At 44.6% G+C, this 25,013-nt stretch carries 16 protein-coding genes and 1 rRNA gene; 14 read left to right on the forward strand and 3 right to left on the reverse strand.

Translation table 11 applies throughout. The features are described from left to right. Positions 1-1,518, forward strand: a complete 1,518-nt coding sequence (locus HXT52_RS00650) for a formate--tetrahydrofolate ligase (protein WP_421775949.1) — start codon at positions 1-3, stop codon at positions 1,516-1,518. A gap of 155 nt (positions 1,519-1,673) precedes the next feature. Further along, entirely contained in the window at positions 1,674-2,516 is an 843-nt protein-coding gene (gene rsmI / locus HXT52_RS00655; protein WP_421776162.1) for a 16S rRNA (cytidine(1402)-2'-O)-methyltransferase, read from the forward strand. Positions 2,517-2,602: 86 nt separating this feature from the next. Here rsmI and HXT52_RS00660 read toward each other — a convergent pair whose 3' ends face one another. Both HXT52_RS00660 and HXT52_RS00665 read right to left on the reverse strand, forming a co-directional pair. Next, positions 2,603-2,872 (reverse strand): hypothetical protein, encoded by a 270-nt coding sequence (locus HXT52_RS00660; RefSeq protein WP_421775950.1) that lies wholly within the window; start codon positions 2,870-2,872, stop codon positions 2,603-2,605. Next, positions 2,863-3,489 carry a hypothetical protein gene (locus HXT52_RS00665; RefSeq protein ID WP_004129241.1) on the reverse strand — a complete coding sequence of 209 codons (627 nt, stop codon included), beginning with the start codon at positions 3,487-3,489 and terminating at the stop codon, positions 2,863-2,865. Before HXT52_RS00665 ends, HXT52_RS00660 begins: the two co-directional genes overlap by 10 nt. 310 nt (positions 3,490-3,799) lie before the next feature. Between HXT52_RS00665 and metG the strand changes: the two genes are divergently transcribed. Continuing rightward, positions 3,800-5,671 (forward strand): methionine--tRNA ligase, encoded by a 1,872-nt coding sequence (metG, locus tag HXT52_RS00670; RefSeq protein ID WP_421775951.1) that lies wholly within the window; start codon positions 3,800-3,802, stop codon positions 5,669-5,671. Positions 5,672-6,356: 685 nt separating this feature from the next. Here the strand turns inward: metG and HXT52_RS00675 are convergent. Then, positions 6,357-7,790, reverse strand: coding sequence for an aminopeptidase C (locus tag HXT52_RS00675; protein ID WP_421775952.1), 1,434 nt, complete (start codon positions 7,788-7,790; stop codon positions 6,357-6,359). A 564-nt stretch (positions 7,791-8,354) separates the two neighbouring features. Between HXT52_RS00675 and HXT52_RS00680 the strand changes: the two genes are divergently transcribed. From HXT52_RS00680 to HXT52_RS00730, 11 genes are all read left to right on the forward strand, one after another. Then, positions 8,355-9,338, forward strand: a complete 984-nt coding sequence (locus tag HXT52_RS00680; protein ID WP_019260545.1) for an ABC transporter permease — start codon at positions 8,355-8,357, stop codon at positions 9,336-9,338. A 27-nt stretch (positions 9,339-9,365) separates the two neighbouring features. Continuing rightward, positions 9,366-10,313: an ABC transporter permease gene (locus HXT52_RS00685; protein WP_004129231.1), complete on the forward strand. Its 948-nt coding sequence runs from the start codon at positions 9,366-9,368 to the stop codon at positions 10,311-10,313. Positions 10,314-10,334: 21 nt separating this feature from the next. Continuing rightward, complete coding sequence (locus HXT52_RS00690; protein WP_421775953.1) at positions 10,335-12,224, forward strand: dipeptide ABC transporter ATP-binding protein; 1,890 nt, start codon at positions 10,335-10,337, stop codon at positions 12,222-12,224. Between the two features lie 323 nt (positions 12,225-12,547). Next, positions 12,548-14,290 carry an ABC transporter family substrate-binding protein gene (locus HXT52_RS00695; RefSeq protein WP_421775954.1) on the forward strand — a complete coding sequence of 581 codons (1,743 nt, stop codon included), beginning with the start codon at positions 12,548-12,550 and terminating at the stop codon, positions 14,288-14,290. A gap of 194 nt (positions 14,291-14,484) precedes the next feature. Then, positions 14,485-16,299: an ABC transporter ATP-binding protein gene (locus tag HXT52_RS00700; protein WP_421775955.1), complete on the forward strand. Its 1,815-nt coding sequence runs from the start codon at positions 14,485-14,487 to the stop codon at positions 16,297-16,299. Positions 16,300-16,301: 2 nt separating this feature from the next. Then, positions 16,302-18,098 carry an ABC transporter ATP-binding protein gene (locus HXT52_RS00705; RefSeq protein ID WP_421775956.1) on the forward strand — a complete coding sequence of 599 codons (1,797 nt, stop codon included), beginning with the start codon at positions 16,302-16,304 and terminating at the stop codon, positions 18,096-18,098. A gap of 96 nt (positions 18,099-18,194) precedes the next feature. Beyond that, positions 18,195-19,175, forward strand: coding sequence for a TatD family hydrolase (locus HXT52_RS00710; RefSeq protein ID WP_421775957.1), 981 nt, complete (start codon positions 18,195-18,197; stop codon positions 19,173-19,175). 173 nt (positions 19,176-19,348) lie between these two features. Further along, on the forward strand, positions 19,349-21,928 hold the full coding sequence (locus tag HXT52_RS00715; protein ID WP_004137171.1) for a KUP/HAK/KT family potassium transporter: 2,580 nt from the start codon (positions 19,349-19,351) through the stop codon (positions 21,926-21,928). A 5-nt stretch (positions 21,929-21,933) separates the two neighbouring features. Further along, positions 21,934-22,749, forward strand: coding sequence for an HD domain-containing protein (locus HXT52_RS00720; protein WP_004137172.1), 816 nt, complete (start codon positions 21,934-21,936; stop codon positions 22,747-22,749). A 354-nt stretch (positions 22,750-23,103) separates the two neighbouring features. Then, positions 23,104-24,631 (forward strand): 16S ribosomal RNA (locus HXT52_RS00725). 87 nt (positions 24,632-24,718) lie between these two features. Beyond that, positions 24,719-24,964 carry a hypothetical protein gene (locus HXT52_RS00730; protein ID WP_421776161.1) on the forward strand — a complete coding sequence of 82 codons (246 nt, stop codon included), beginning with the start codon at positions 24,719-24,721 and terminating at the stop codon, positions 24,962-24,964. The last annotated feature ends 49 nt before the right edge of the window (positions 24,965-25,013 follow it).

The following is a 25,013-nucleotide window of genomic DNA, read 5'->3' on the forward strand; positions in this document are numbered from 1 at the left end:
ATGAGCATTATTGATAAATACACAACAACATTCGGCTTGGTTAAAAAGATTGATGCCTTCGGGTATTTGGACTATTTAAAGCAGAATCCTGATCAGCCTCGCAAGCATGGAAAAGTGCTTCTTGTTACTGCAGACACTCCGCTAAAAGCATCTCGTGGTGAAGGTAAAACAACCACTACGATTGCTTTAGTCGATGCCTTGCGCGAGCGCGGTGTTGATGCTGCTGCCGTTCTTCGTCAGCCAAGCATGGGCATTACTGCAGCCGGCTCTAAAGGCGGCGCAAGCGGCGGCGGTAAGTCTTCGCTTTCTCATCCTGAGCTTATTGATTGGGGCTTGTGTGGTGAGATGGCTGCTATTGCTTGCGCGCAGAATTTGCTTGTGTCGTTTGCAGAAAAAGCAGTTGATGAAGGCGTGCTTGATACGATTTTGGTTCCTCGCGTAAGTGAAGTTCCATCTCGTTCACTTCGCAGCATTGCTGTTGATTATGGCAAGGGCACTGTTCCTGAGCGAGTTGTTTTGACGCCAACATGCGAGCTTATGCAAATTGTTGTTCTTTCGCGCAGCATGGATGAGATTTCCGAGCGCGTTGCTTCAATGATTGCTGGCACGAAGGATGGTGTTCCTCGTAAGTTTGGTGATTTCGTTGATTTGTGGCGAATTACCAATATTCTTACCGATGCTGTGAAGCCTGCAAAAACAGAAACTATTAACGGTTCGCCGATTTATGTGCATTGCGGCCCATTCGCAAACGTTTCGCTTGGCATTCCAAGCTTGGTAAGTGTTGAAATGGCTTGCGCTGAGCATGATGTTGTTGTTGTAGAAGCTGGTTATGGCACTGATGCTGGCGCTCAAAAGTGGCTTGATATTGCTTCTCGCGAATTTGGCGCGGCTTGGCCTGCTGCAGCTGTGGTTGTAACTCGCGCAACAACTTGGCGCGACGATCCAGATTTGTCTTGGCGATACCCATTCCATGTTGCTCGTCTTGAATCTCTTAATATTCCTACTTTCCCACTTATTAATTTGTGGGAAGGCGAGGATGATAAAGTGCCTGAATTGTTGGAACAAGCTAAGACGTTAGGATTTAGGAAGCCGATTGTTGGCAATCTTTTCCGCGACGGCGGCGATGGTTTGGCAGATCAGCTTGACGATTTTGTGTCTGTAATTAGTGCAGATACTAAAGCGTATGCTCCTGAATCCAGGCGCGGCAACACTCTTATGAATCGAATTAAGCTGCTGTGTGAAGAAGCTTACGGTGTTCCAGCTAATCGCATTATTGAAAAAGATGGCTTTGTTGATTCTCTGTCTGCAGCGCAAGATTTGTGCGCAAATGCAGGTGTTGATTTCAACAGCCTTGCGTTGGTGGCAGTTAAGTCTCCTGCAACCATGACGGATGACGATCGCAAGCCTGCTGGGGAGCGCACAGTTACCTTAAAGAAGGTGGAAGTTCACGCTGGTGCTGGAGTTGTGCAAGTAAACCTTACTGCATCTCTTACAACACCAATGCCAAAAATTGTGTGAATTGGCAAGGAGTAAAAATGAGCGAGATCGAATCTGAAGAAATTAAAAATAATACTTCAGGAAATCGTAATTTACGTAGCAAAGTCGTTCTCGCAGAATCGCCTATTGGTAGTAGTTGCGGCAAGGTTTTTCTTGCCGCAACGCCAATCGGCAATATGGGTGACGCTTCTTCTAGGCTAATAAATCTCCTCGAAACTGCAGATATTGTGGCAGCTGAAGATACGCGTAGGCTTTACGATTTGGCGAATCGACTTGGGGTTCATGTTTCTGGGCGCGTTATTGCGTATCACGATCACAATGAGCGAAATAAGGCGGATGGTTTGCTGGATGAAGTAGAGCAGGGCGCTAAGGTTCTTGTGGTTTCAGATGCCGGAATGCCAACTATTAACGACCCAGGTTTAGCAATTGTTCGACGGGCTATTGAACGTGAGCTTCCTGTTACATGCGCTCCAGGCCCTAGTGCGGTTCTTGACGCGCTTGCGCTTTCTGGCTTGCCAACAGACCGTTTTTGCTACGAAGGTTTTTTGCCAAGAAAGTCGGGTGAGCGTCAGCAGCATTTGCGTTCGCTTAAAGCAGAGCGCAGAACAATCGTGTTTTATGAAGCTCCGCACCGAATTGCAGAAGCTATGCAAGATTTATTAGCCGTTCTTGGCCCTAATAGGCCAATGGCATTGTGCCGCGAGCTTACTAAAGATTTTGAGGAAATTCGCCGCGGAAATGTGCAAAGTATTTACGACGGCGTGATGGCAGATCCTCCTCGTGGCGAAATTGTGCTGGTTATTGGGGGCGCTAACGATGATGAAGTTAGAGCAGAAAGTCAAGATTTAAGCGTAGATGCTCTTGCTGAGCTTGCGGCTGATTGCGCAGAAAAGGAAGGTTTGCGCATTAAAGAAGCGATTACGAAAGTAGTAAAAGAGCATCCGCTTTTAGATGGTTCTTTTGCAAATCGTAAGCAAGTTTACGCAGCATGCCTTAAGCAAAAAGGTGAGGCGGAGTAGAAAATTTTCGTATAAATTTTCATAAATCCTAAAAACTTTGCCATAAAAGCGCCGTAAACTTACATAAGTAGTGCTATATGTCGCTGTCATATGTCGCTGTCATAAGCCGCAAATAACACTTCAAAACTGTGACGAACATCCGGTCCGCCCTGTTGAGAAATGTATTCTAAAAGATGAGCGTCTGCAGAAGGATTTGCAATAACCCATTTACGCAATTCGGGTATATGTTTTGCAATATGCCACAAGATTTCCGGATTTGTTGAGGGGTCGCTTGCAACAACAGGCGTAAGGAGTATTGGCGGCTTAGGAGGAAAGCTTGCATGCTCCTTCGCGAATGAGTTGAATTTCATTTCCATGGTTTCCTTATTTCATTCGCAATATCATTCAGCCAAGTTCTTGCGCGCACAGAGCCTGGAAAATAAGGATTGCTGTCAATAATACGTCTGCACTCGTGCAAATCTACGCGATAGTGAGATATTAGTAAGTTTGCAATGCTTTTTCTGTATAACTCGTAATTTTCACTATCTCCTTGCGTATATGCTAAATCGCATATTGTTCGCTCCGGAGTTGTTATGCGAGTTTTTCCAAGAGTAACATAGTCTTTTTCGTTTAATTTCCTACGAAATGATCGAATTGTGTGACCGTGTGGTTTCCTTCTATAATGACCGTAATCAATAACATCTATATTTTCAGGAAAATTTCCACCAAGCCACACCCATGCAGCTGTAAATAAGCAAGCAACGCTTTCCGAAGGTATTAAATCGTTTACTATATTGCTTCTTCCGCACATAGAAATAGCCGTTTTGTGCGAGTAGCCGGTATTAGATGTTAAGCGGTTAAATATTCCAAATTTAGAAAGCTTTTTCATGCACATTGGCCCAGGTAAATGGTTGTTGTCAAGAAGAGGCGGGAATTCCTCGTTGTCTATTTTGCCGATTTTCCAAATCGTATATGCCATTTGTTGATCAATCATATTCTTCCTCTCTTTCTATTGATTTAAGAATTGAGATTATGAAAATTTTTAGAGGTAAATAAGATTAAATAAATAAATTGTGGATATGTGAATTGCTATTTGAATAGATACTTAATCAATATTGAATCGCTATTGTTTTTAAGTGCATATAATTCGTATTAGCTAAAAGTTTTGCACATATTCACAATTAGAATATTCGTAAGAATCTGCTATTTTTACGCCATTTTTGCGCTATTTTCTGCGCTTTTCTCTAAATTTTTCTTTGATATTCGTCTAGAACTGTCCGCGCTGAACAAGATAATATTTGCCTATGAGTCATATTTTGGTGAATGTTGCATGGCCTTACGCTAATGGCCCTCGTCATATTGGTCACGTTGCTGGATTTGGTGTTCCTTCAGACGTGTACGCGCGTTACGAGCGCATGAAGGGCAATGACGTGTTGATGGTTTCTGGAACTGATGAACACGGCACGCCTATTTTGGTTGAGGCAGATAAAGAAGGCGTGAGCGCGCAAGAGCTTGCAAACCGCTACAATCGCGTAATTACTAAGGATTTATGCGATTTAGGTTTAAGCTACGATTTATTTACGCGCACAACAACCGCAAACCATGAGCATGTGGTTCAGGAGATGTTCCGCCAGTGCTTAAAGAATGGTTATATTTATAAAGGTACGCAGAAGGTTGCAATTTCGCCTTCTACCGGCCGTACTTTGCCGGATCGTTATATTGAGGGCACCTGTCCATTGTGTGGTGCGGACGGCGCTCGCGGCGACCAGTGCGATGCTTGTGGAAACGAGCTTGATCCGGATGAGCTTATCAATCCTGTTTCTAAAATCAATGGCGAAACTCCTCGCTTTGAAGAAACTGAACACTACTTCTTGGATTTGCCTGCTTTGGCTGAAGCGAATGTTAATTGGCTTCATTCGCGCGAAGGTTGGCGCACTAACGTTATTAACTTCTCGCTTGGCTTATTTAAGGAAGTAAAGCCGCGAGCTATTACGCGCGATATTGATTGGGGTATTCCGGTTCCTGTTGAAGGTTGGATTGATAATCCGAATAAGCGCTTGTACGTGTGGTTTGACGCCGTTATTGGCTACTTGTCTGCCTCTATTGAGTGGGCGCGCAGGCAGGGTAAGCCGGATGCTTGGCGAGACTGGTGGTGTGATCCTAAGTCTCCTGGCTACTACTTTATGGGTAAGGATAATATTACTTTCCACTCTCAAATCTGGCCTTCGGAAATGCTTGCATATAACGGATCTGGATCAAAGGGCGGCGAAGCTGGTGTTTACGGACCGCTTAATATGCCTGAGCAGGTTGTTGCTTCTGAGTTTATGACTATGGAAGGCAAGAAGTTCAGCTCTTCGCGCGGAATTGTTATTTACGTGAAGGATATTTTGGCTCGTTACCCTGTGGATGCTGTGCGATACTACATTTCTATTGCAGGTCCAGAAAATTCTGACGCCGATTTTACTTGGGCTGAGTTTGCTCGTCATAATAACGAAGAGCTTGCTGCAAGTTGGGGCAATCTTGTTAACCGTGTGGCAAATCTTATCAATAAGAATTTTGGCGAGATTCCTCCTTTGGACGAAGATTCTATGACTTCAATGGATCGCGCTTTGCTTGATCAAACTTCTGATGCGTTTGCTTTGGTTGGTAGTTTGATTGAGCGTCATCGTCAAAAGAATGCTCTTACGGAAGCGATGCGAGTGGTTGCGGATATTAATAAATATATTTCCGCAACTGAGCCGTGGAAGATTAAGGATGACGAAGCTCGTCTCGGAACCGTATTGCACGTGGCTGCGCAGGCTGTTTCGGATGCTAATCATCTTCTTGCTCCGTTCTTGCCTCATGCAGCGCAAAAGGTTTGGGAAGCTCTTGGTGGCACTGGCGTGTTCTCACCGTTGCCTCATATTGAGGAAGTTGAAGATTTGGATAATCCGGACTTTAAGTATCCGATTATTACGGGTGATTATCGTTTGGGTGAAACTGTACATCCGTGGGAGAGTGAGGAATTGGTTGCGGGAACGCCTGTTCCTAAGCCAACTCCTATTTTTGCTAAGATTCCGAAGGAAGCGGTTGATGAGGAGCTTGAACGTTTTGCTTCTGCATTGGCAGAGCGTCAGCGTGTTGAAGCAGAAAGACTTGCTGCTGCAAAAAAATCTTTGGAAAATAGCGGCGAATAGGTTGAAAATTTTAGGTAAATCGTTATAAAATAACAAAAAATATAGCAAGTTTTCTTAATAAAAAATATTTTAAGGAAATTTTAAGGAAAAACTCTTTTCTTTGGACGAAAGTTTAGCTATACTAACATATGTTAATGGTTCGCCATTAGCGAGGTTCGTTCGCGAACCCCATAATTGAAACCTTCTTCTCTCTTTCTCTCTGCCCCGGCGGGTTTCCTCCCGCCGGGCTTCTTTTTATCCTTCGCAAGTATTCGCAAAGTTTCAGCACCGTTACTAACTCAGTTAACGAACTGAGAAAATAACGGTAATCACTCAAACACCGTTACTAACTCAGTTAACGAACTGAGAAAGTAACGATAATTGGCAAAACACTGTTACTAACTCAGTTAACGAACTGAGAAAATAACGGTAATCACTCAAACACCGTTACTAACTCAGTTAACGAACTGAGAAAATAACAGTCATGAGACCCTCGCGCAGAACGACTACTGCGCGGAGGTCTCATAATCACCAACCAAAGACCGTAACGCAGTATGCCAACTGCACGAAGGTCGCATAACGCAGGTCGTCGCGCAAACTCCGGGAATTTTCCGGCAAATATTCCATAAAAGCAGAAACAAAAAGCGTTAAAACAAAAGCGCAGACTGCAAAAAGCAATCTGCGCTTATAAATTTAAGCACTTAAACTAGCGGCAGCGCTTTGAAAGTGGCTCCCACGGCTCAAGCATTACTGGCTCTTGCTTTAAGATTGCAAGAGTTGCTTCGTCAAGATACTTCTTATTGATGATTACTTCAGTAACGTAGCGGTCGAACCAGTCGGCAGAGCCAACGTAGTAGCCATCTTCGCCTGCATCTTTACCCCAGCTGTTCTCAATCTTCCAGCGATCCGGGTTGCCATTTTCGTCTAAGTTTACGCCTGTAAATGTCATAGCGTGATTGCCTGGAATATCCATGTATTCCAAACCCTTCGCCTTATCAAATGTAAATTCAATATCGAAGAGTTGGTCAACGCGAACTACTGCAGGATCAAAGAATCCGCTATCTCTCAAGGAGAACTGTGTGCAATCGCAAGCAAACCAAATTGGGTGGCCGTCGCTGAGTTGATCTACAGCTGCCTTTCGGAACACTTCAATAGGAACGTTCACAAATTCCAGCTCATCTGTTTCAGCAACATTGGTGCTGTACTTGAGTTGATAGCGCTTGTTAAAAGGAGTTCGTTTCATAGGTGAGTTGCACAATGTTACGAAGTCGTTTACGTCAACAGGAACATATTTCTTAGCGAATTCAAGTGGAGTAATTCCGTATTCGCGAATCATTGGGCGTTCGTCCTTGCCAGTCTTTGGCTTGTCGTCCTTCTTTTCTTCGCCATCCTTGTTTTCGTTCTTTTTCTCGTCCTTCTTGTCATCGTCATCTTTAGTGCGCGCGAAGAAGTCGAACTTTACTGGCGGCTCGCCGAGTGCAATAGTGGTCATGCGGTAAACGGTTTCCAAATCGCGGACTTTCATTTCGCGCAATTCTTCCAAAGAAGAGCCGTTCTTATAAGCCTCGCGCAATTCGCAAGCAAACTCGCGCAACTTTGTATTGATGTACTGCACAAAGGAGTCGGAGTCAGTTGCATTCTGTGAATCTGGATACGCACTCTTCGGCACAAGACCGTACTTGTTTACCAGGTTGACGAACATTTGCCACCAACCGCCGTCGTCAATCGGACCGTAGTTAATGCTTTCAAAAACTCGACTATCAAGTTCTTCATCCAAAGTGGCCAACACGTTTTCCAAATACGCGTTTGCTTTTTCAATCTTGTCCCAGAAGAACAGGTAGCTTTCTGAAAACTCAAAGTCATCTAAATTCCACTTATGCATTAACTCATATCGCAAAGTGTTAAGGGATGCAAACATCCAGCATCGCCCGGAACGTTTTTGATTTGTAATGCTTCCTTGCTTTAATTCCACAGAGAATTCGCGTGGCAGCGCGCGCTGACCTTGATAGCTTGTTGCAGCTTTAAGCACGCCATTTGTTACAGCTGCATTTGCTGCTAAAAGATTTGCACGCTGCTCGTTGAAGTGCTTGGAATAATTTTTTACATGTTCCAGAGTTACGGCTTTAACATTTTCAGCCATGAGTTTACTCAGTCTCCTTTTAGAGTTGATAATACGAATAACAGATATTGTATACTGCACAATGTCTTGCGTGTGTTTCTTGTTTATAGCGATTTCCGGTCTTTGTGCGAATAACCTTAATTATTTTTGTAAAACTAAACTTTTTCCGTTAAATATTCAGTTTTTGTAATTAATTTTTGAATTTATTATATTTGTTGATAATGCGTATTTTGTATGTATAAAAATAATTTTTTGACTCTGTAATACATATTATTTCGTAATTATATATCAAAGAAACGTTGAAATTCTGCGCTTTTGTGTAGGTTGTAATCTGTATAATATAACTTATATATTCTAAATTTTGCTTTTATATACTTAAAAAAGCATTGTGCAAAAATATTTTCTGTTAAGCTCTTTGTACATAGCTTGGCTAAAAATATACTAATTATGTGTCCCGGATTGACGAGGGTCAGTTCAAGCGCGCCCTTTTGAGGGCGAAACGCTAAAGCGGTTACGCTGTAGATTTGACGATTTGCAGCATGCCAAATGGAGGTAAACAATGGTTAGGCGTAGAAAAGAGTCACAATGATACGATACATCGTTAAACGATGCCTGAATTATGTGGTGATGCTGTTTGTTGCCGTATCCATGACGTATTTCTTGGCAAGTGCTTTTATGAGACCGCGTTCGAACTACATGTCTAGGCATCCGCATCCGCCAATTGCATCTATTAACCGTTCTTTGGATCTGGCAAATATTAACGACCAGACTCCAGTGTTTACTCGTTATTGCCGTTGGATTTACAACATTTTTACTAAGTGGGATTGGGGATTGAGCCCAGATCAGGCTCCAGTTGGCCCGGCAATCATGTCTCGTATTGGCGCATCTGTTCAGCTGGTTACTGGCGCTACAATTCTTGGTATTGTTCTCGGTGTTAGCGTTGGTGTTTACACTGCTATCCGTCAGTACAAGTGGCAAGATCGAGTTCTTAATTCCACCGCAACCTTCCTGCTGGTTGTTCCTGCAGCAGTTTTGGGTTTGATGGTTGTGCTTGCTGCTATTAGCATTAACCACGCAGCAGGCGTGCGACTTTTCTACGTTACTGGTTTGCACTCTTACCAGGGTTCTGACCCGTTTATGTTCCTTCTTGACTTCCTTCAGCATTTGATTTTGCCAACAATTGTTATGACAGTTCCTGGCATGGTTGGGTATCATTTAACTCAGCGAACTTATCTTCTCGATACTATGAATGCTGATTACGTTCGTACAGCTAGGGCGAAGGGCTTACCTTTGAATATGGCTATTCGTCGTCACGCTTTGCGTACTTCTTTGATTCCAACAGCTGTTGACGTCGCATTCTCTATTGCAGGCGTTTTCACCGGTGCAGTTATTACTGAAACCGTGTTTGCTATTAACGGCCTTGGTAGCTACTTCGTTCAGACCATTATGCAGAACGACATCAACGGTTCGGTTGCTATTGCTGCATTTGGTGCCGTATGTACCTTAGTTGGTGCCTTGCTTGCAGATATCTTCTCTGCTTGGCTTGATCCACGTATTCGTTTGAACTAATTGTGCAACAGTGTAGGTGACATTGACATGAATAAAAAAGATGTATCTTCAGAACCTCTTGAGTCTGCTGCAAATAAAACGGCTACTTCTAACGCATGGGGCAATTTTAAGCGCACTGGAAAGATGACGCTTTACACGCGTCGTTTCTTCCGTCGACCATCGGCTGTTGTGGGCTTGGTTATGCTCGTAATTTTGATTCTTTTTGCTTTGTTCGGCTCAAAGATTTCAAAGTGGAGTTATGACGAACCAGACTTTTCTTCTCTCGCAACGCCTCCTTCTGCAGAGCATTGGCTCGGCACTACGCCAGGCGGCTCAGATATGTATGCAATGGTTGTGCGCGGACTTGGCCGTTCACTTTCCATTGGTATTGTTAGCTCTATTACCATTACAGTTATTGCTGCTTTGGTTGGTACTGCTATTTCTTACTTCGAAGGATGGTTCGAGCAGGTTGGTATGTGGCTTTTGGACATGCTGCTGATTGTTCCTTCCTTCCTGCTGATTGCTTTAATCATTAGTGCTTCTAGTGGTGGTAGCGATTGGTTGTGGTTGGCATTTGGCTTAACTGCTTTTGGTTGGATTGGTTACGCTCGTACTCTTCGTACGTTGACTTTGAGCCTGCGTGAGCGCGAGTATGTTCGCGCAGCTAAGTTCGAAGGTGTTTCTTCCTTCCGAATTATTGTTCGCCACTTGGTTCCAAACTTGGGTTCTGTGTTGATTATTAACACGGTTCTTGGTGTTATTGGTGCGATTAACGGCGAAACCGCTTTAAGCTTCTTGGGTCTTGGTATTAAGGCTCCAGATACTTCTCTTGGTACTTTGCTAAATGCTGGTCAAAGCGTAGTTCAGACTTCTCCTTGGGTACTTTTGGTGCCGTCTGCAGTTTTGGTTTTGTTAACCTTCTCTGTGCAGCTTATTGGAGATGGCTTGCGCGATGCTATCGATCCATATTCTAAGTCTGTTGGTAAGGCCGAGTAGGGCTTGATTGGGGGTATGAACATGACTGATATGGGTAATAACGCAATTAAGGAAGAAACTACGATGCAAGATCAAAACAACGAACCATTGCTTTCTGTACGTGATTTGCAGGTTAGCTTCGCTTCTGAAGCTGGTACTGTGCATGCTGTGCGCGGAATGAATTTTGATTTGTACCGCGGAAAGACTATTGGTATCGTTGGCGAATCTGGTTCTGGTAAGTCGGTTACGTCCTTGGCTGTTATGGGCTTGCTGGATAAAAACGCAAGCGTTAAGGGCTCTGTGAAGTATAAGGGCGAAGAGCTTTTAACTAAGTCCGATTTAGAGATGAGTAAGATTCGTGGCAAGAATATTGCCATGGTTTTCCAGGATCCTCTTTCTGCTTTAACTCCAGTTTTCTCTATTGGTGATCAGCTTAAGGAAGCTTTGGTTATTCATAATCCGGGCATGAGCGAAGAGCAGATTCGCGAGCGTTCTATTGAATTGCTTGATTTGGTTGGTATTACTAAGCCGGCTGAGCGTTTGAAGGCTTTCCCTCACGAGTTTTCCGGCGGTATGCGTCAGCGCGTGATGATTGCTATGGCAATTGCTAACGATCCGGATATTATTATTGCAGACGAGCCTACTACCGCTTTGGATGTTACAATCCAAGCTCAGGTTTTGGAAGTTTTGAAGAAGGCCCAAAAAGAAACTGGCGCTGCAATGATCTTCATTACCCACGATTTGGGCGTTATTGCTGGCGTTGCAGACGAAGTTATTGTTATGTATGCGGGCCATTTGGTTGAGCATAATAGCGTTGAGGAGATTTTTGCTCACCCAACTCAGCCGTACACTATTGGCTTGTTGGGCGCTGTTCCTCGCGTTGACCAAAAGCGCACTCGCCGCTTAACCCCAATTTCTAAGCCGACTATGGATATGCTTATGGCTGAAGAAAAAGGTGGGGACGACGGCACAATGATGGGCCTTGAAGCCGAAAGTGAAACAGTTCGCGCCTTGCTCCACGCTGAAACTGAAAGGCCAATCAAGCCTATGTTTGATGGCATTCCTCGTGAACAGCGCAATGTTGTTTTGGATGTTAAGAACTTGGTTAAGACCTTCCCAATTACTAGCGGCGGCTTCTTGCGCCGTAAGGTTGGTGAGGTTCGTGCTGTTGACGGCATTGATCTTGAAGTTCGTGAAGGCGAAACTGTGGCTTTGGTTGGCGAGTCTGGTTCGGGTAAGTCAACTACTTTGATGGAAATTATGAGCTTGAAGAAGCCTGAGTCTGGTTCTATTACAGTTTTTGGTACTGAGTTGAACGATAAGTTGACTCGTGAGCAGCGTCGCGAACTTCGTTCTAAGATTCAGTACGTGTTCCAGGATCCAATGAGCTCGCTTGATCCTCGTATGCTTATTTACGATATTCTGGCAGAGCCTTTGCTCGTGCAAAAGAAGTCGAAGGAAGAAATTCGCCAGCGTATTGCTGAGCTTATGCAATTGGTTGAGTTGAATCCTGATCAAGTTGATCGCTTCCCAACGCAGTTCTCTGGCGGCCAGCGTCAGCGTATTGCTATTGCTCGCGCGTTGGCTGTGAATCCTAAGCTTTTGCTTCTTGACGAGCCTGTTTCTGCTCTGGATGTTTCTATTCAGGCTGGAATTATTAACTTGCTTGAAGATTTGCAGGATAAGCTTGGCGTTGCTTACTTGTTCGTGGCTCATAACATGGCTGTTGTTCGACATATTTCTAGCCGAATTGCTGTTATGTATCACGGTCGAATTGTTGAATCTGGCGAAACGGATGAGGTGTTTGATAATCCAAAGCACCCTTACACTCAGGCTTTGATTAGCGCTGTGCCAATTCCGGATCCTACAATTGAGAAGAACCGTAAGCGTATTATTCTTTCTGAAGAAGATAATTTTGACGATGTTAGGTAATTCATGACTTGTCGATTTTAGTTAATCTTCATCAATCTGAATAAATTACTTAGTCGCGCATGTTTATTACAACATGCGCGATTTTTTATTGTGTAACATAAATTTAAAAAACGTAATATATTTTGTTTTTTAGCAAAAATAAACTAAAAAATTTTCTGTTTTGCCTATTATAGATAATAAATTATTCTTTTTTGCCTAATTTTCATAAAGTTGAAAAGAAAAAAATCAATATTTTGTGAAAACGATTTGTCGAATGTCATAGAGTTGTATATACTCATACAACATACCGGAAGACGGACATCATCCGGGGAATGAGAGGAATCATGAAAAATACAAAAGCAGGTAAACTGACTGTATTTGCCGCAGCTGCACTTTCTGTTGCAATGCTGCTCGGCGCTTGCGGCGGTGCTACTAACAATGCTGGTAAAGCAGGTATGACTGAAGAGCCAGCTGCTGGTGTTGACACTTCTTACACTGGCGAACTTCCAATGCCAGATGTCAACAAGCGTTACGATAATCCACAGTCACGTGACAACGTTAAGGACGGCGGCACTTACACCGTTGCTCTTCCTGTTCTCGGTCCAAACTGGAATTACGCTTCTAACGATGGTAACTCTGGCTACATGGCTACTTTGTGGGGCTTCTATCAGCCAAATCTTATGGCTTATGACACCGTCAAGGGTGAAAAGCTTAAGTACAACCCTGACTACATCACTTCCGTCAAGAAGGTTAGCGATAAGCCACTCGTTGTTCAGTACAACTTGAACCCAAAGGCCAAGTGGAACGACGGCACTGATATTGATTACACCGCATTTAAGGCTACTTGGCAGGCTTTGAACGGAAAGAACAAGGATTACTCCGTTGCTAGCACCGAAGGTTACGACTGCATCAAGAGTGTTGAACAAGGTTCCACTCCAAAGCAGGTTATAGTGACTTATGAGAAGCCATGCGCAACATGGGAAATGCTTTTCGCTCCACTGGTTCATCCAAAGGGCGTTGACGTTAAGACCTTCAACCAGGGTTGGGTAAACAATCCTCACAACGAGTGGGGTGCAGGTCCATTCCAGATTGAATCCGCAACCGAAAATCAGGTTGTTTTCACTCGTAATCCAAAGTGGTGGGGTAAGAAGGCAAAGCTCGATAAGGTCGTTGTAAAGCGTATGGAAGATACTGCAGCTTTGAACGCCTTCCAGAACGGCGAAATCGACGCTGTAACCGATACCATTTCTTCTAAGGACGCAATCAAGTCTGCTCGTAGCGTTAAGGGCGCTCAGCTCCGTTACGGCTACAGCACCAAGGTTCGCGTGCTTAACTTCAACGCTAAGTCCAAGCCACTTAACGAACTCGCAGTTCGTAAGGCTGTTGTTCAGGCATTCGACGTTGCTACCTACAACAAGATTCAGTTCCAGGGCATGAACTGGAAGAGCGAGCAGCCAGGTTCTGAGCTTCTCTCCATGTTCCAGGCTGGCTACAAGAACAATCTTCCTGCTGACGGCAAGTACAACACCGAAACCGCTAAGAAGACCCTTGAAGCTGCTGGCTACAAGATGGGCAAGGATGGCTACTACGCCAAGAATGGCAAGACTCTTGAGATTTCCTTCACCTTCTTCGGCGACGATTCTACTCAGGCAGCTCTTGCTAACGCATTCCAGGCCATGATGAAGAAGGCCGGCATCAAGTGCAAGACTGTGAACCAGGCTGTTGCTAAGTTCTCCGAGGTTGTTGCTTCGCACAAGTACCAGGTGCTTCCATTGGCATGGCAGTCCCAATCTCCATTGAGCTTCTTGTCTGCAGCAAGCCAGGTTTACAAGTCTGACAGCGATTCCAACCTCGGTCTCGTTGGCAACAAGAAGATTGATGCTATGCTCAACAAGGTTGGCAAGACCTACGACTACAAGGAACAGACTGAGTATGCGAACAAGGCAGAATCTGCAGCTCTCGCACTCTACGGCACTCTTCCAGTTTCTGCTCCTCCTATCTACCAGGTGTTCAAGAAGGGCTTTGCTAACAACGGCCCTGCTGGTTATGCAACCACCTACCCAGAGGATATGGGCTGGCAGAAGTAAGTAAATTTGTAGCGATAATTCGCGCAAGTTTACTAAGCTGATTGCTTAACTTATAGCATGTGGCGTGTAGTCTTTTGACTGCGCGCCACATCTTTTTGTGCTTGCTAAGGCAGAAAATAGTATAAACTTAAAAAATAAGTCTTAAAAAATAGGTCTTAAAAAATAAAAATCTAAAACAAAGGAGCACTCGGCGCATGTACGTCAACCCAAATCAACGCAAAGACGCGAACAACGTGCGCTGGGTATTGCAATACTGCAAGCCAGACATGTGGAGAGTAGGCGTATCACTTATACTTTTTACAATTAACGACACAATGGCAATGACAATGCCATTGCTTTCGGGATTTATTGTAGACAAAATCATTATTGGCAAACAGCATAATCTGCTTTTAGGAGTGTGCTTGCTGATGGTTGCAATGATGATTATTCGCGTAGGCTCAAGATATATTTACCAGCTTCAAATGGAAAGATTCGGACAGAATGCCGTGTACCGCCTTGTGAGCGACGAGTACGAGAAGCTTCATTCTCTTGATTTTACATACTTTAATCACACTCGTACGGGCGACATTATGAGCCGTATGACTTCGGATACGGATGCGATTCGCCATATTCTAAGCTGGGTTTCGTATATGGCGCTAGATTGCGTAGTAATGTTTGTGTTGGCGCTAGTTATAATGTTTTCAATCCAATGGCAGCTTGCTTTAGCTCTTATGGCAATTACGCCATTTTTGTTCATGCTTGCAAGAGTTATGGGCAAAAAAGCTAGGCCGAAATTCCTTGCAATTCGCGAATCTTTTGCGCGCATGAATTCAATGGTTGAAGAAAATATTGAAGGTAACCGTGTTGTAAAAGCTTTTGTGCGCGAAGCTTATGAAACCAAAAAATTCGACGAATGTAACGAAGACTACTTTAATCGAAATATTACGCTTGCAAAAAACACGCAAAAATACATGCCGTGGCTTGACGGCATGGGTTTTGTGCTAGAGCTTATAACAGTTGGTTTTGGCGGATGGCTTGTTCTAAATGGCAGTATGACTTTAGGAACATTCGTTACTTTTAATAGCTTCCTTTGGATGCTTCATATGCCGGTTAGAATGACAGGATGGCTTATTAACGATTGGCAGCGTTTTAATGCGGGCTGCGTTAATATTCGTAAGCTTCTTACGCAAGAATCTCATATTAATCTTCTAAAAGAAGCGGACGCAAGCGTTAAAGTAAAAGGCGAAATCACTTTTGAACATGTTGATTTTGCGTTCCCGGACGATCAAGACTCTCCAATCTTAAAGAATATTGATTTAAGCGTTCCTGCCGGAAGTAAGCTTGGTATTCTTGGTGAAACTGGGTCTGGAAAATCAACTCTTGTAAGCCTTATTGCAAGATTCTACGACCCGACGCGTGGTCGCGTTTTAATTGACGGAAAAGACGTGCGTGAATGGCCTCTGGAAACTGTGCGAAATGAAGTTAGCATAGTAGCTCAGGAAACTTTCCTGTTTTCGGACACGATTGCAGGAAATATTGGATTCGGTTTGCCTCAAGATAAAGAAAATTGCAAGGAACTAGACGATACGATTCGCAGAATGGCTAGAATCGCAGCGGCTGACGATTTTATTATGAGCATGCCAGAAGGTTACGAAACTGTAGTAGGAGAGCGCGGAGTTGGTCTTTCTGGCGGCCAAAAGCAACGCTTAAGCTTAGCTCGCGCTTTAGCAAACAATCCTGCAATCCTAATTATGGATGACACAACTTCAGCTGTAGATATGGAAACAGAAGAACATATTCAGCAGGAGCTAAAGAAACTCGACGGCACGCGCACAGTAATCACTATTGCTCACAGAATTTCATCCGTTAAAGATGCAGACATGATTGTTGTGTTAGATCACGGAAAAATAGTAGAGCGCGGCACTCACGCGGAGCTTGTTGCTCAGCATGGAAGGTATTGGGAAATTTATAGGAAGCAGCTTGGATTGCAAAGCGGCAAGTCTGCAGGATTTGAAACGAAGGGGGAGTAGAAATGGCTCAACGAAACACTTATCGCGAAGACGAAGAACAAGAAGAACATGTAAACGTGCACGAGCTTATGCGCGTTAAAAAATACATGAAGCCGTACGCTACTAAACTCCTACTCGTAATTATGGTGGTTATAAGCGGAAGCATAATTATGACAGCAATGCCAATGATTACAAAAATGCTAATCGACGTGGTATTGCCGCAGAAAAGCTACACGTACTTATGCGAAATTATTGCGGTTTTTATGCTGCTTATTGTGCTGTACGAGCTAGGCTTAGCATACAGAACGCTTGCAATTACGCGAATTGGACAGATGATAATTAGAGACATGCGACGCGATATTTTTACTCACGTGCAATCACTATCTTTTGATTATTTTGATTCGCGCCCGCACGGAAAGATTCTGATTCGCATAGTAAACTACATCAATACTCTTTCTGATACTCTTTCTTCTGGGCTTATTAACGTATTTTCAGACGTTTTTGTGCTGATTATTACATTAATAACAATGTTTGTTATAGATTGGCGAATGGCGCTATGGAGTTTGGCGCTATTTCCAATATTTATAATCTGGACGCGCGTTTTGCAAATTCTGCAACGAAAAGCGTCTAAAAAACTATCGAACAAGCAAAGTAATTTAAACGCGTATTTGCACGAATCAATCGCAGGTGTAAAAACAACACAAACTTTTGCCAGAGAGTCTGCAGCATACGAAACTTTTCAGAATCAACAAGCAGAAGTAAGAAGCGCATGGATGCGAAATGTTAGAGTACAAATGCTTCTTTGGCCTGGAGCTTCAATTATTGAAACCGCTGCAATAGCGCTTTTGTACTATGTTGGTATAACAAACCTTGGCTCAATGAACGTGAGCACGGGAACGCTTATAGCATTCGTTTGGTACTCGACTACTTTCTGGGATCCAGTAGTAAATATTGGTAATTTTTACACGCAGCTCGTAACATGCTCAGTATATTTGGAGCGAATTTTTGAAACTCTAAGAATTAAGCCGAATATTGTAGATAAGCCGGATGCTCAAGAATTGCCACAAATTAGCGGCAAAATTGACGTAAACGACGTTGTGTTCCGTTACGAAGAAGGCGGAAGGCCGATTTTGAACCTGGTTGACTTGCACGTGTCTCCGGGGCAAACCGTTGCTCTAGTAGGTCCGACTGGTGCTGGAAAAACTACTCTCGTAAGTCTCCTTTCTAGATTCTACGACGTTTCAGAAGGTTCGATTACTATAGACGGCCACGATGTGCGCTCAGTAACCTTAGCGTCGCTTAGAAAACAAATGGGAGTAATGCTACAAGATAGCTTTATTTTTAGCGGCACTGTGCGCGAAAATATTCGTTACGGAAAATTAGACGCAACTGACGAAGAAATTGAAGCTGCTGCTCGCGCTGTTCACGCGCACGAGTTTATTAGTGAAATGGATAAAGGTTACGACACTGAAATTGAGGAGCGAGGAGCTACTCTTTCCGCAGGTCAAAGGCAGCTTATTTCTTTTGCGCGCGTACTTTTGGCAGATCCTCGTATTTTGATCCTCGACGAAGCAACCAGCAATATTGATACGCGTACGGAAGAAGCTCTACAAGCAGGATTGGCTCAGTTGCTTAAAAATCGTACGTCTTTTGTAATCGCACACAGGCTTTCTACTATTGAAAATGCTGATTTGATTTGCGTAATAGACCATGGTGAAATTGTTGAGCGCGGCACGCATGAGGAACTTATGGAAGAAAAAGGATCTTACTATCGTCTTGTTAAATCTCAATACGACGCAATTCGCAAAACAATTTTGTAAGCATACAAAGTATTTGTAGAAAAGTATTTGTAGAAAATAGCTGGCAGAAAAATCTCTGGTAAAAATACTGTTTTATTTGCGAGTAGACTTAAAAATATGAGTAAACATCATCGCGAGCATAATTGGGCGCCTGAATTAACCGAAGAATCTAAAGTATGGGAAAATCTAATAAAAAGCGGCGTAACAATTGCGGACGACCACACGCATATGCTTAGTGTCGTTGATTTTGCGCATAATCTTAACCAAGAATTAGCAGAAAAAGGGCGCAACTTAATAGCAGAGCCAACTACAGATGATTTGGTTGAGCAAGCAAAATCTGCTGGAGTTTCCAACATGCTAGAAGTAGGTTGCGAATACTCAGACTGGGAGCCGACAATTTCGTTTGCTGCATCACACGAGGATTGCGTTCGTGCAGCAATTGCAATACACCCAAACGAAGCCGTTTTACACGGACACAGGGGAGCACAAGGTCCAGACGGATTGCCAATAATTTATAAGCCGTATCACGATATTCCATTCGACGAAGCTATGCAACATTTGCGTTCGCTTGTAATTGCGCATCCAAAAGAAGTTGTTGCAATAGGAGAAACCGGTTTGGATTATTTTCGCACAGGAGAGTCTGCGAGGCTTGCACAAAGAGAAGCTTTTCGTGACCATATTGCGCTCGCAAAAGAGCTGAATCTTCCGTTGCAAATTCACGATCGTGACGCGCACGAAGACGTAGTAAAAGTTTTATTGCAAGACGGAGCACCTGAGAAAACAGTGTTCCATAGCTACGCAGGCGGCGAAGATTTAGCCCAAATACTAAAAGAACACGGCTGGTACGCAAGTTTTTCCGGAACTTTAAGTTACAAAGGAAACGAAGAATTGCGTAAGTCTGCCAGGATTATTGGCGAAAGTCACATAACTGTAGAAACAGATGCGCCGTATTTAACGCCAATGCCTTACAGAGGGCGGCCAAACGCGCCTTATATGGTTCCGTATACTTTGCAAGTGCTTGCTAATGTACTAGATATTTCGCTTGAGAAGGCGGCTAAAGTAACTAGAGAAAACACGAAGAAAATTTACGGATTTTAAGCAAAAAGACAATCTTAATAATCCTTATTTTTCAACGATTTCTAAAGATTTTTTGCACTATATAGCTATCGTTGTATACAATATCCAAGTACGGAAATAAAACTGTGAAGGGCAAGGTGACTGCATCTTCTTGTGGCATCAAGAAGAGCCTTACCTAGGAGGAACAATTAAGCATGACGAAGTCACGCACTACTGTGCCGTCACAAGATGGCACAAAGGATCCTCGCAACGGCGCGAAAGATTCCGAGAAGAGTCCGAAGACTACTAAGAGTTCGAAGGATGCTATATTACGAGCTGCGTCTTTTACAAAGGCACCAAAGGTGTCTCAAAAAACAACAACTCGTGAAGAGCGAAAAGTAATAGCGCAACAGCAGGCTCAGGAAGTTAAGGAAGCAGAAAAACTTGTTGCCAGCGCTGTTAGAGGTCCTTTAGGCAGATGGTGGGCAAAGCTGCAAACAAGCTCTGACCGCTTTACCTTGGGAATGGCTATTGTGGCTCTTGGCGTTGTTTATGGCGATATTGGTACATCGCCTTTGTATACTGCTCAAACTTTTTTGGCCGGTCAAGGCGGATTACAAAATATTAATCGCGAAACCGTATTCGGCATGCTTTCGCTCTTGTTTTGGTCAATTACGTTGATCACAACCGTCAAATACGTATTCGTTGCAATGCGAACCGACAACAAAGGCGAAGGCGGTATTTTTGCCCTGTACTCACTTTTGCGCAAAAAAGGTGCGTGGCTTGCAATACCGGCAATGATTGGTGGAGCTGCATTTTTGGCAGATTCTGTGCTAACTCCTGCAGTTTCTATTTCTTCCGCAGTAGAAGGTTTGCGCACTATTGCAGTGTTTAAACCAATATTCTTAGAAAACGAGAATTTGTCGATGATGATTACGGTTGTTATCATCGTCATACTGTTTTCTGTTCAGCAGCGCGGAACTGAGCGTATTGGTAAAGTCTTCGGCATAGTAGTTATGCTTTGGTTTGCTTTCCTCGCGTTGGTTGGCGTTATGAATATTGGTCAAGATTGGACTATTTTTGAAGCGCTTAACCCAATTTATGGTGTGGAATTCCTGTTCAGTTCGCACAATGTGCAGGGTCTGGCAGTTATGGGTGTAATCTTCCTTTCTACTACTGGTGCGGAAGCGTTGTATTCAGATATGGGTCATGTTGGTCGAGGAAACGTATACGCAACGTGGCCGTTTATTAAAGTTGCTCTGCTGCTTAATTACTTTGGGCAGGGCGCGTGGATGCTGCAACATCAGAACGATAAATCATTGTGGTCTGTGGAAGGATTAAATCCATTCTTCCAAATGCTCGAACCTAATGTGCGATATATTGCAGTTATTCTTTCTGTAACAGCTGGCATTATTGCTTCTCAAGCTTTGATTACTGGCGCATACACTATGGTTTCTGAAGCTACTAGCCTTAATTGGATGCCGCATTTGCAGGTTCGTTATCCTGCGCGCACTCGTGGACAGCTTTATATTCCTGTAGTGAATGTTGTGCTTTGCGTTGCGACTATTACAGTGCTTGCTGTTTTCCGCGACTCTGAACATATTTCTGGCGCATACGGCTTGGCATTAACGCTTACAATGCTAGCAACCACCATTTTGCTTACAGCTCATATGTGGTATCAGAAGAAGCGTTTTGCAGCTATTGGTTTTGCTGTAATCTTCCTAATGATTGAGCTTATGTTCTTCATTGCTTCCATGGCAAAGTTTATGCACGGCGGCTGGTTCACTATGCTTCTTGGAGCTTCGATTTTAACAATCATGGTTACTTGGAAAGACGGTACCAAGATAGAGCGATCGCAGCGTTTGCATATGAAGCCTAAAGACTTCCTGCCTGTACTCGATAAGTTGCATGGTGATTTTAGAATCCCGTATTTTGCCGACAATATTGTTTACTTGACTTCTGATCGCGAAATGAAGCGACTTGATACTGGAATTTTCTTCTCCATTTTTGCTGACCATCCTAAGCGAGCTAGAGCTTGGTGGGCTGTATCTGTGGAAACCGACGACGCTCCGTTTACGCGCGAGTATTGCGTTGAAAATTTTGGTACGGATTATTTGTTCCGCGTAAAAATAAAGTTAGGTTTTAAAGTTTCGCCATCTATACCTGCATATTTGCACCAAATTATGCACGATTTGTCGCATACCGGCGAGCTTCCTCGTCAAAAATCTGTGTATCCAAAGGTTGATGCGGATCCAGATATTGGTCCAATCCGTTACGTTCTGCTGCACAAGGCTTTAATGCCGGAATCTAATATTTCTGTGCGTGGCGCATTGTCGCTAAAAATGAAGTATGCGATTCGTCATATTGCTGGAACTCCAGTTAAGTGGTTTGGCTTGGCGCCTTATAATCCTGTGGTTGAAGTGCAGCCGCTGTTTGTTTCTACACGCAGACCTCCACGCTTGAGTCGTGAAGATTATTCGCAGCGTGCAGTGCAATCGTTGCAAGGCGCTTCAGCTGTTGAAACTGCCACGCAGGCTGATTCTGATATTCGGCCTACTGATGCGGAGCAGACTGCAGTTATGAACGCTCGTGATATTGCTGCAGCTAATGTTCTGTTTGCAGATGAAAAACTTGCAAACACTGGGAACATTAGTCCTGTGCCGCTTAAGGCGCAAGCAAAGGCATCTAGCGCGAATTTTAGTGGCGATAAAACTAATCTTGACGCCGCCAACGTAACTCATGCCGTTGTCCAGGCTGTAGAAGATGCTGCGCGTGCGGAAAATAAAGAATCTTGAATAAAATGCGTAACAATTCAGAAGAAACGCTACAGTGCGATGCAGTAAAAAATGCCGATTTGCCTGATTTTAGCCAGGTAGAGCAATTGCATCGCACTACTGCGCCTTCTGAATCTGCTTACAACCTTATTCACGGACATTGTGTGGTAATTGCCACAATCTCTTGGCAAATTGCGCATCATTGCAATATGTTGCTTGAGTCTAAAACAAAGTGTTCGTCTTCTATTTTGGAGCGTTCTAAACTCGCACAATCTTGTATTAAAAAACTTATTGGGGATAATTATTCTGATCTTCCGCCTATTAAAGGTGGGCGCGCGCCAAAGCAACCTATTGATGAGTACGCTGCTTTTATTGGTGGAATGTTGCACGATATTGGCACGTATTTTGTGCTGAAGAAAGATGGATCCGCAAATTTTGATGGCGAATTGAGTTTTGACGGTCCGAATTATATTTTGCACGGATTGCGTGGGTACAACTATTTGCTTAAATGTGGTTTTAGTGAGGAAGCTGCCCAGTTTGCGCGCAATCATACTGGAGTTGGGTTGACTCGCGAGCAGGTTGCTCTGCAAAACCTGCCGCTTCCTGTGGACGACTATAAGCCGCAAACTGTTGAACAAGAAATTGTTATGGTTGCGGATAAATACAATAGTAAGTCTATTCCGCCTCGTTTTTTGACTGTTGAAGAGTATCGTCGCAAAGCTGCGCGATTTGGGGAAGAAAATGCCTGCCGTTGGTTGCAGTTGGTTGATCAGTATGGTGAGCCGAATATTGCTGCTTTGGCGGATTTCTTTAACGCACGTATTTTTAGTTACTTTTTCTAGTTTTTCGACACTCCGGGGGATGCTAGTATTTCCAACGTTTTTGTGGCTGATTTGTGGGGTGGGTTTGCGTTTTGGTTGGGTTTGGTGTAAGTTTATCTCTTGCTGCTCAGCGCGGCTGGTTCTTCTCTTTGGGGTTGATTGAGCCGGCTGGTGTGGTGGTGGTTTGAGAACTCAAGAGCGTGTCTGTACTACTTATTAGTTAATTATTGCCAGTTCATTGCCTGCCTTGCATGTTGCAGGGTGCCTGAGAGATGGTTAAATGGTGGTGAGGTTTTGTGGGATGTTCTTTCCTTAAAGAATGTCTCGTCTTTTTCTTATTTTTTGGAGCCTTTTGTTGGCTCTTCATTGAATTTTTTCGTGGAGGGTTCGATTCTGGCTCAGGATGAACGCTGGCGGCGTGCTTAACACATGCAAGTCGAACGGGATCTAGTCAGCTTGCTGACTGGTGAGAGTGGCGAACGGGTGAGTAATGCGTGACCAACCTGCCCCATGCTCCAGAATAGCTCTTGGAAACGGGTGGTAATGCTGGATGCTCCAACTTGACGCATGTCTTGTTGGGAAAGTGTTTAGTGGCATGGGATGGGGTCGCGTCCTATCAGCTTGTAGGCGGGGTAATGGCCCACCTAGGCTTCGACGGGTAGCCGGCCTGAGAGGGCGGACGGCCACATTGGGACTGAGATACGGCCCAGACTCCTACGGGAGGCAGCAGTGGGGAATATTGCGCAATGGGGGAAACCCTGACGCAGCGACGCCGCGTGCGGGATGAAGGCCTTCGGGTTGTAAACCGCTTTTGATTGGGAGCAAGCCTTTTGGGTGAGTGTACCTTTCGAATAAGCGCCGGCTAACTACGTGCCAGCAGCCGCGGTAATACGTAGGGCGCAAGCGTTATCCGGAATTATTGGGCGTAAAGAGCTTGTAGGCGGTTCGTCGCGTCTGGTGTGAAAGCCCATCGCTTAACGGTGGGTCTGCGCCGGGTACGGGCGGGCTAGAGTGCAGTAGGGGAGACTGGAATTCCCGGTGTAACGGTGGAATGTGTAGATATCGGGAAGAACACCAATGGCGAAGGCAGGTCTCTGGGCTGTTACTGACGCTGAGAAGCGAAAGCGTGGGGAGCGAACAGGATTAGATACCCTGGTAGTCCACGCCGTAAACGGTGGACGCTGGATGTGGGGCCCATTCCACGGGTTCCGTGTCGGAGCTAACGCGTTAAGCGTCCCGCCTGGGGAGTACGGCCGCAAGGCTAAAACTCAAAGAAATTGACGGGGGCCCGCACAAGCGGCGGAGCATGCGGATTAATTCGATGCAACGCGAAGAACCTTACCTGGGCTTGACATGTGCCTGACAGCTGCAGAGATGTGGTTTCCCTTCGGGGCAGGTTCACAGGTGGTGCATGGTCGTCGTCAGCTCGTGTCGTGAGATGTTGGGTTAAGTCCCGCAACGAGCGCAACCCTCGCCCTGTGTTGCCAGCGGGTTATGCCGGGAACTCACGGGGGACCGCCGGGGTTAACTCGGAGGAAGGTGGGGATGACGTCAGATCATCATGCCCCTTACGTCCAGGGCTTCACGCATGCTACAATGGCCGGTACAACGGGATGCGACATGGTGACATGGAGCGGATCCCTTAAAACCGGTCTCAGTTCGGATCGTAGTCTGCAACTCGACTACGTGAAGGCGGAGTCGCTAGTAATCGCGAATCAGCAACGTCGCGGTGAATGCGTTCCCGGGCCTTGTACACACCGCCCGTCAAGTCATGAAAGTGGGCAGCACCCGAAGCCGGTGGCCTAACCCTTTTGGGATGGAGCCGTCTAAGGTGAGGCTCGTGATTGGGACTAAGTCGTAACAAGGTAGCCGTACCGGAAGGTGCGGCTGGATCACCTCCTTTCTACGGAGTTTTTGTGCACGCTCGGATGAGTGTGGTTACTGGTGTGGAAAACAATAGTTAACGTTTTTTGAATGAGTATGTTTGGGCATGCTTTTGGGTTCCCGGATTGCCACCCCCCTTTGTTTTGGGGTTGCGGTCCTTGACTCACAGGATTTCAGGTTGATGCTTTTTGGTGTTGGCTTGGGTTTTGTGGTGTTGTGGTGGTTTGAGAACTGGATAGTGGACGCGAGTGATTATGTGAGATTCTTTTTAGGGTTTCATGTTTTTGCTTTTACTGATTTTCGACCGGCTCCATTTTGGTGGAGTCGTCTTGATCGTTTTGTGATCGTTTAGTGTGATGATTTGTTGTCTAGAGAATTTTGCTGTTAGGTTTCTTACTGGT

Origin of the sequence: Gardnerella sp. KA00288 (assembly GCF_049244085.1) — a bacterium.
GTDB lineage: Bacteria > Actinomycetota > Actinomycetes > Actinomycetales > Bifidobacteriaceae > Bifidobacterium > Bifidobacterium greenwoodii.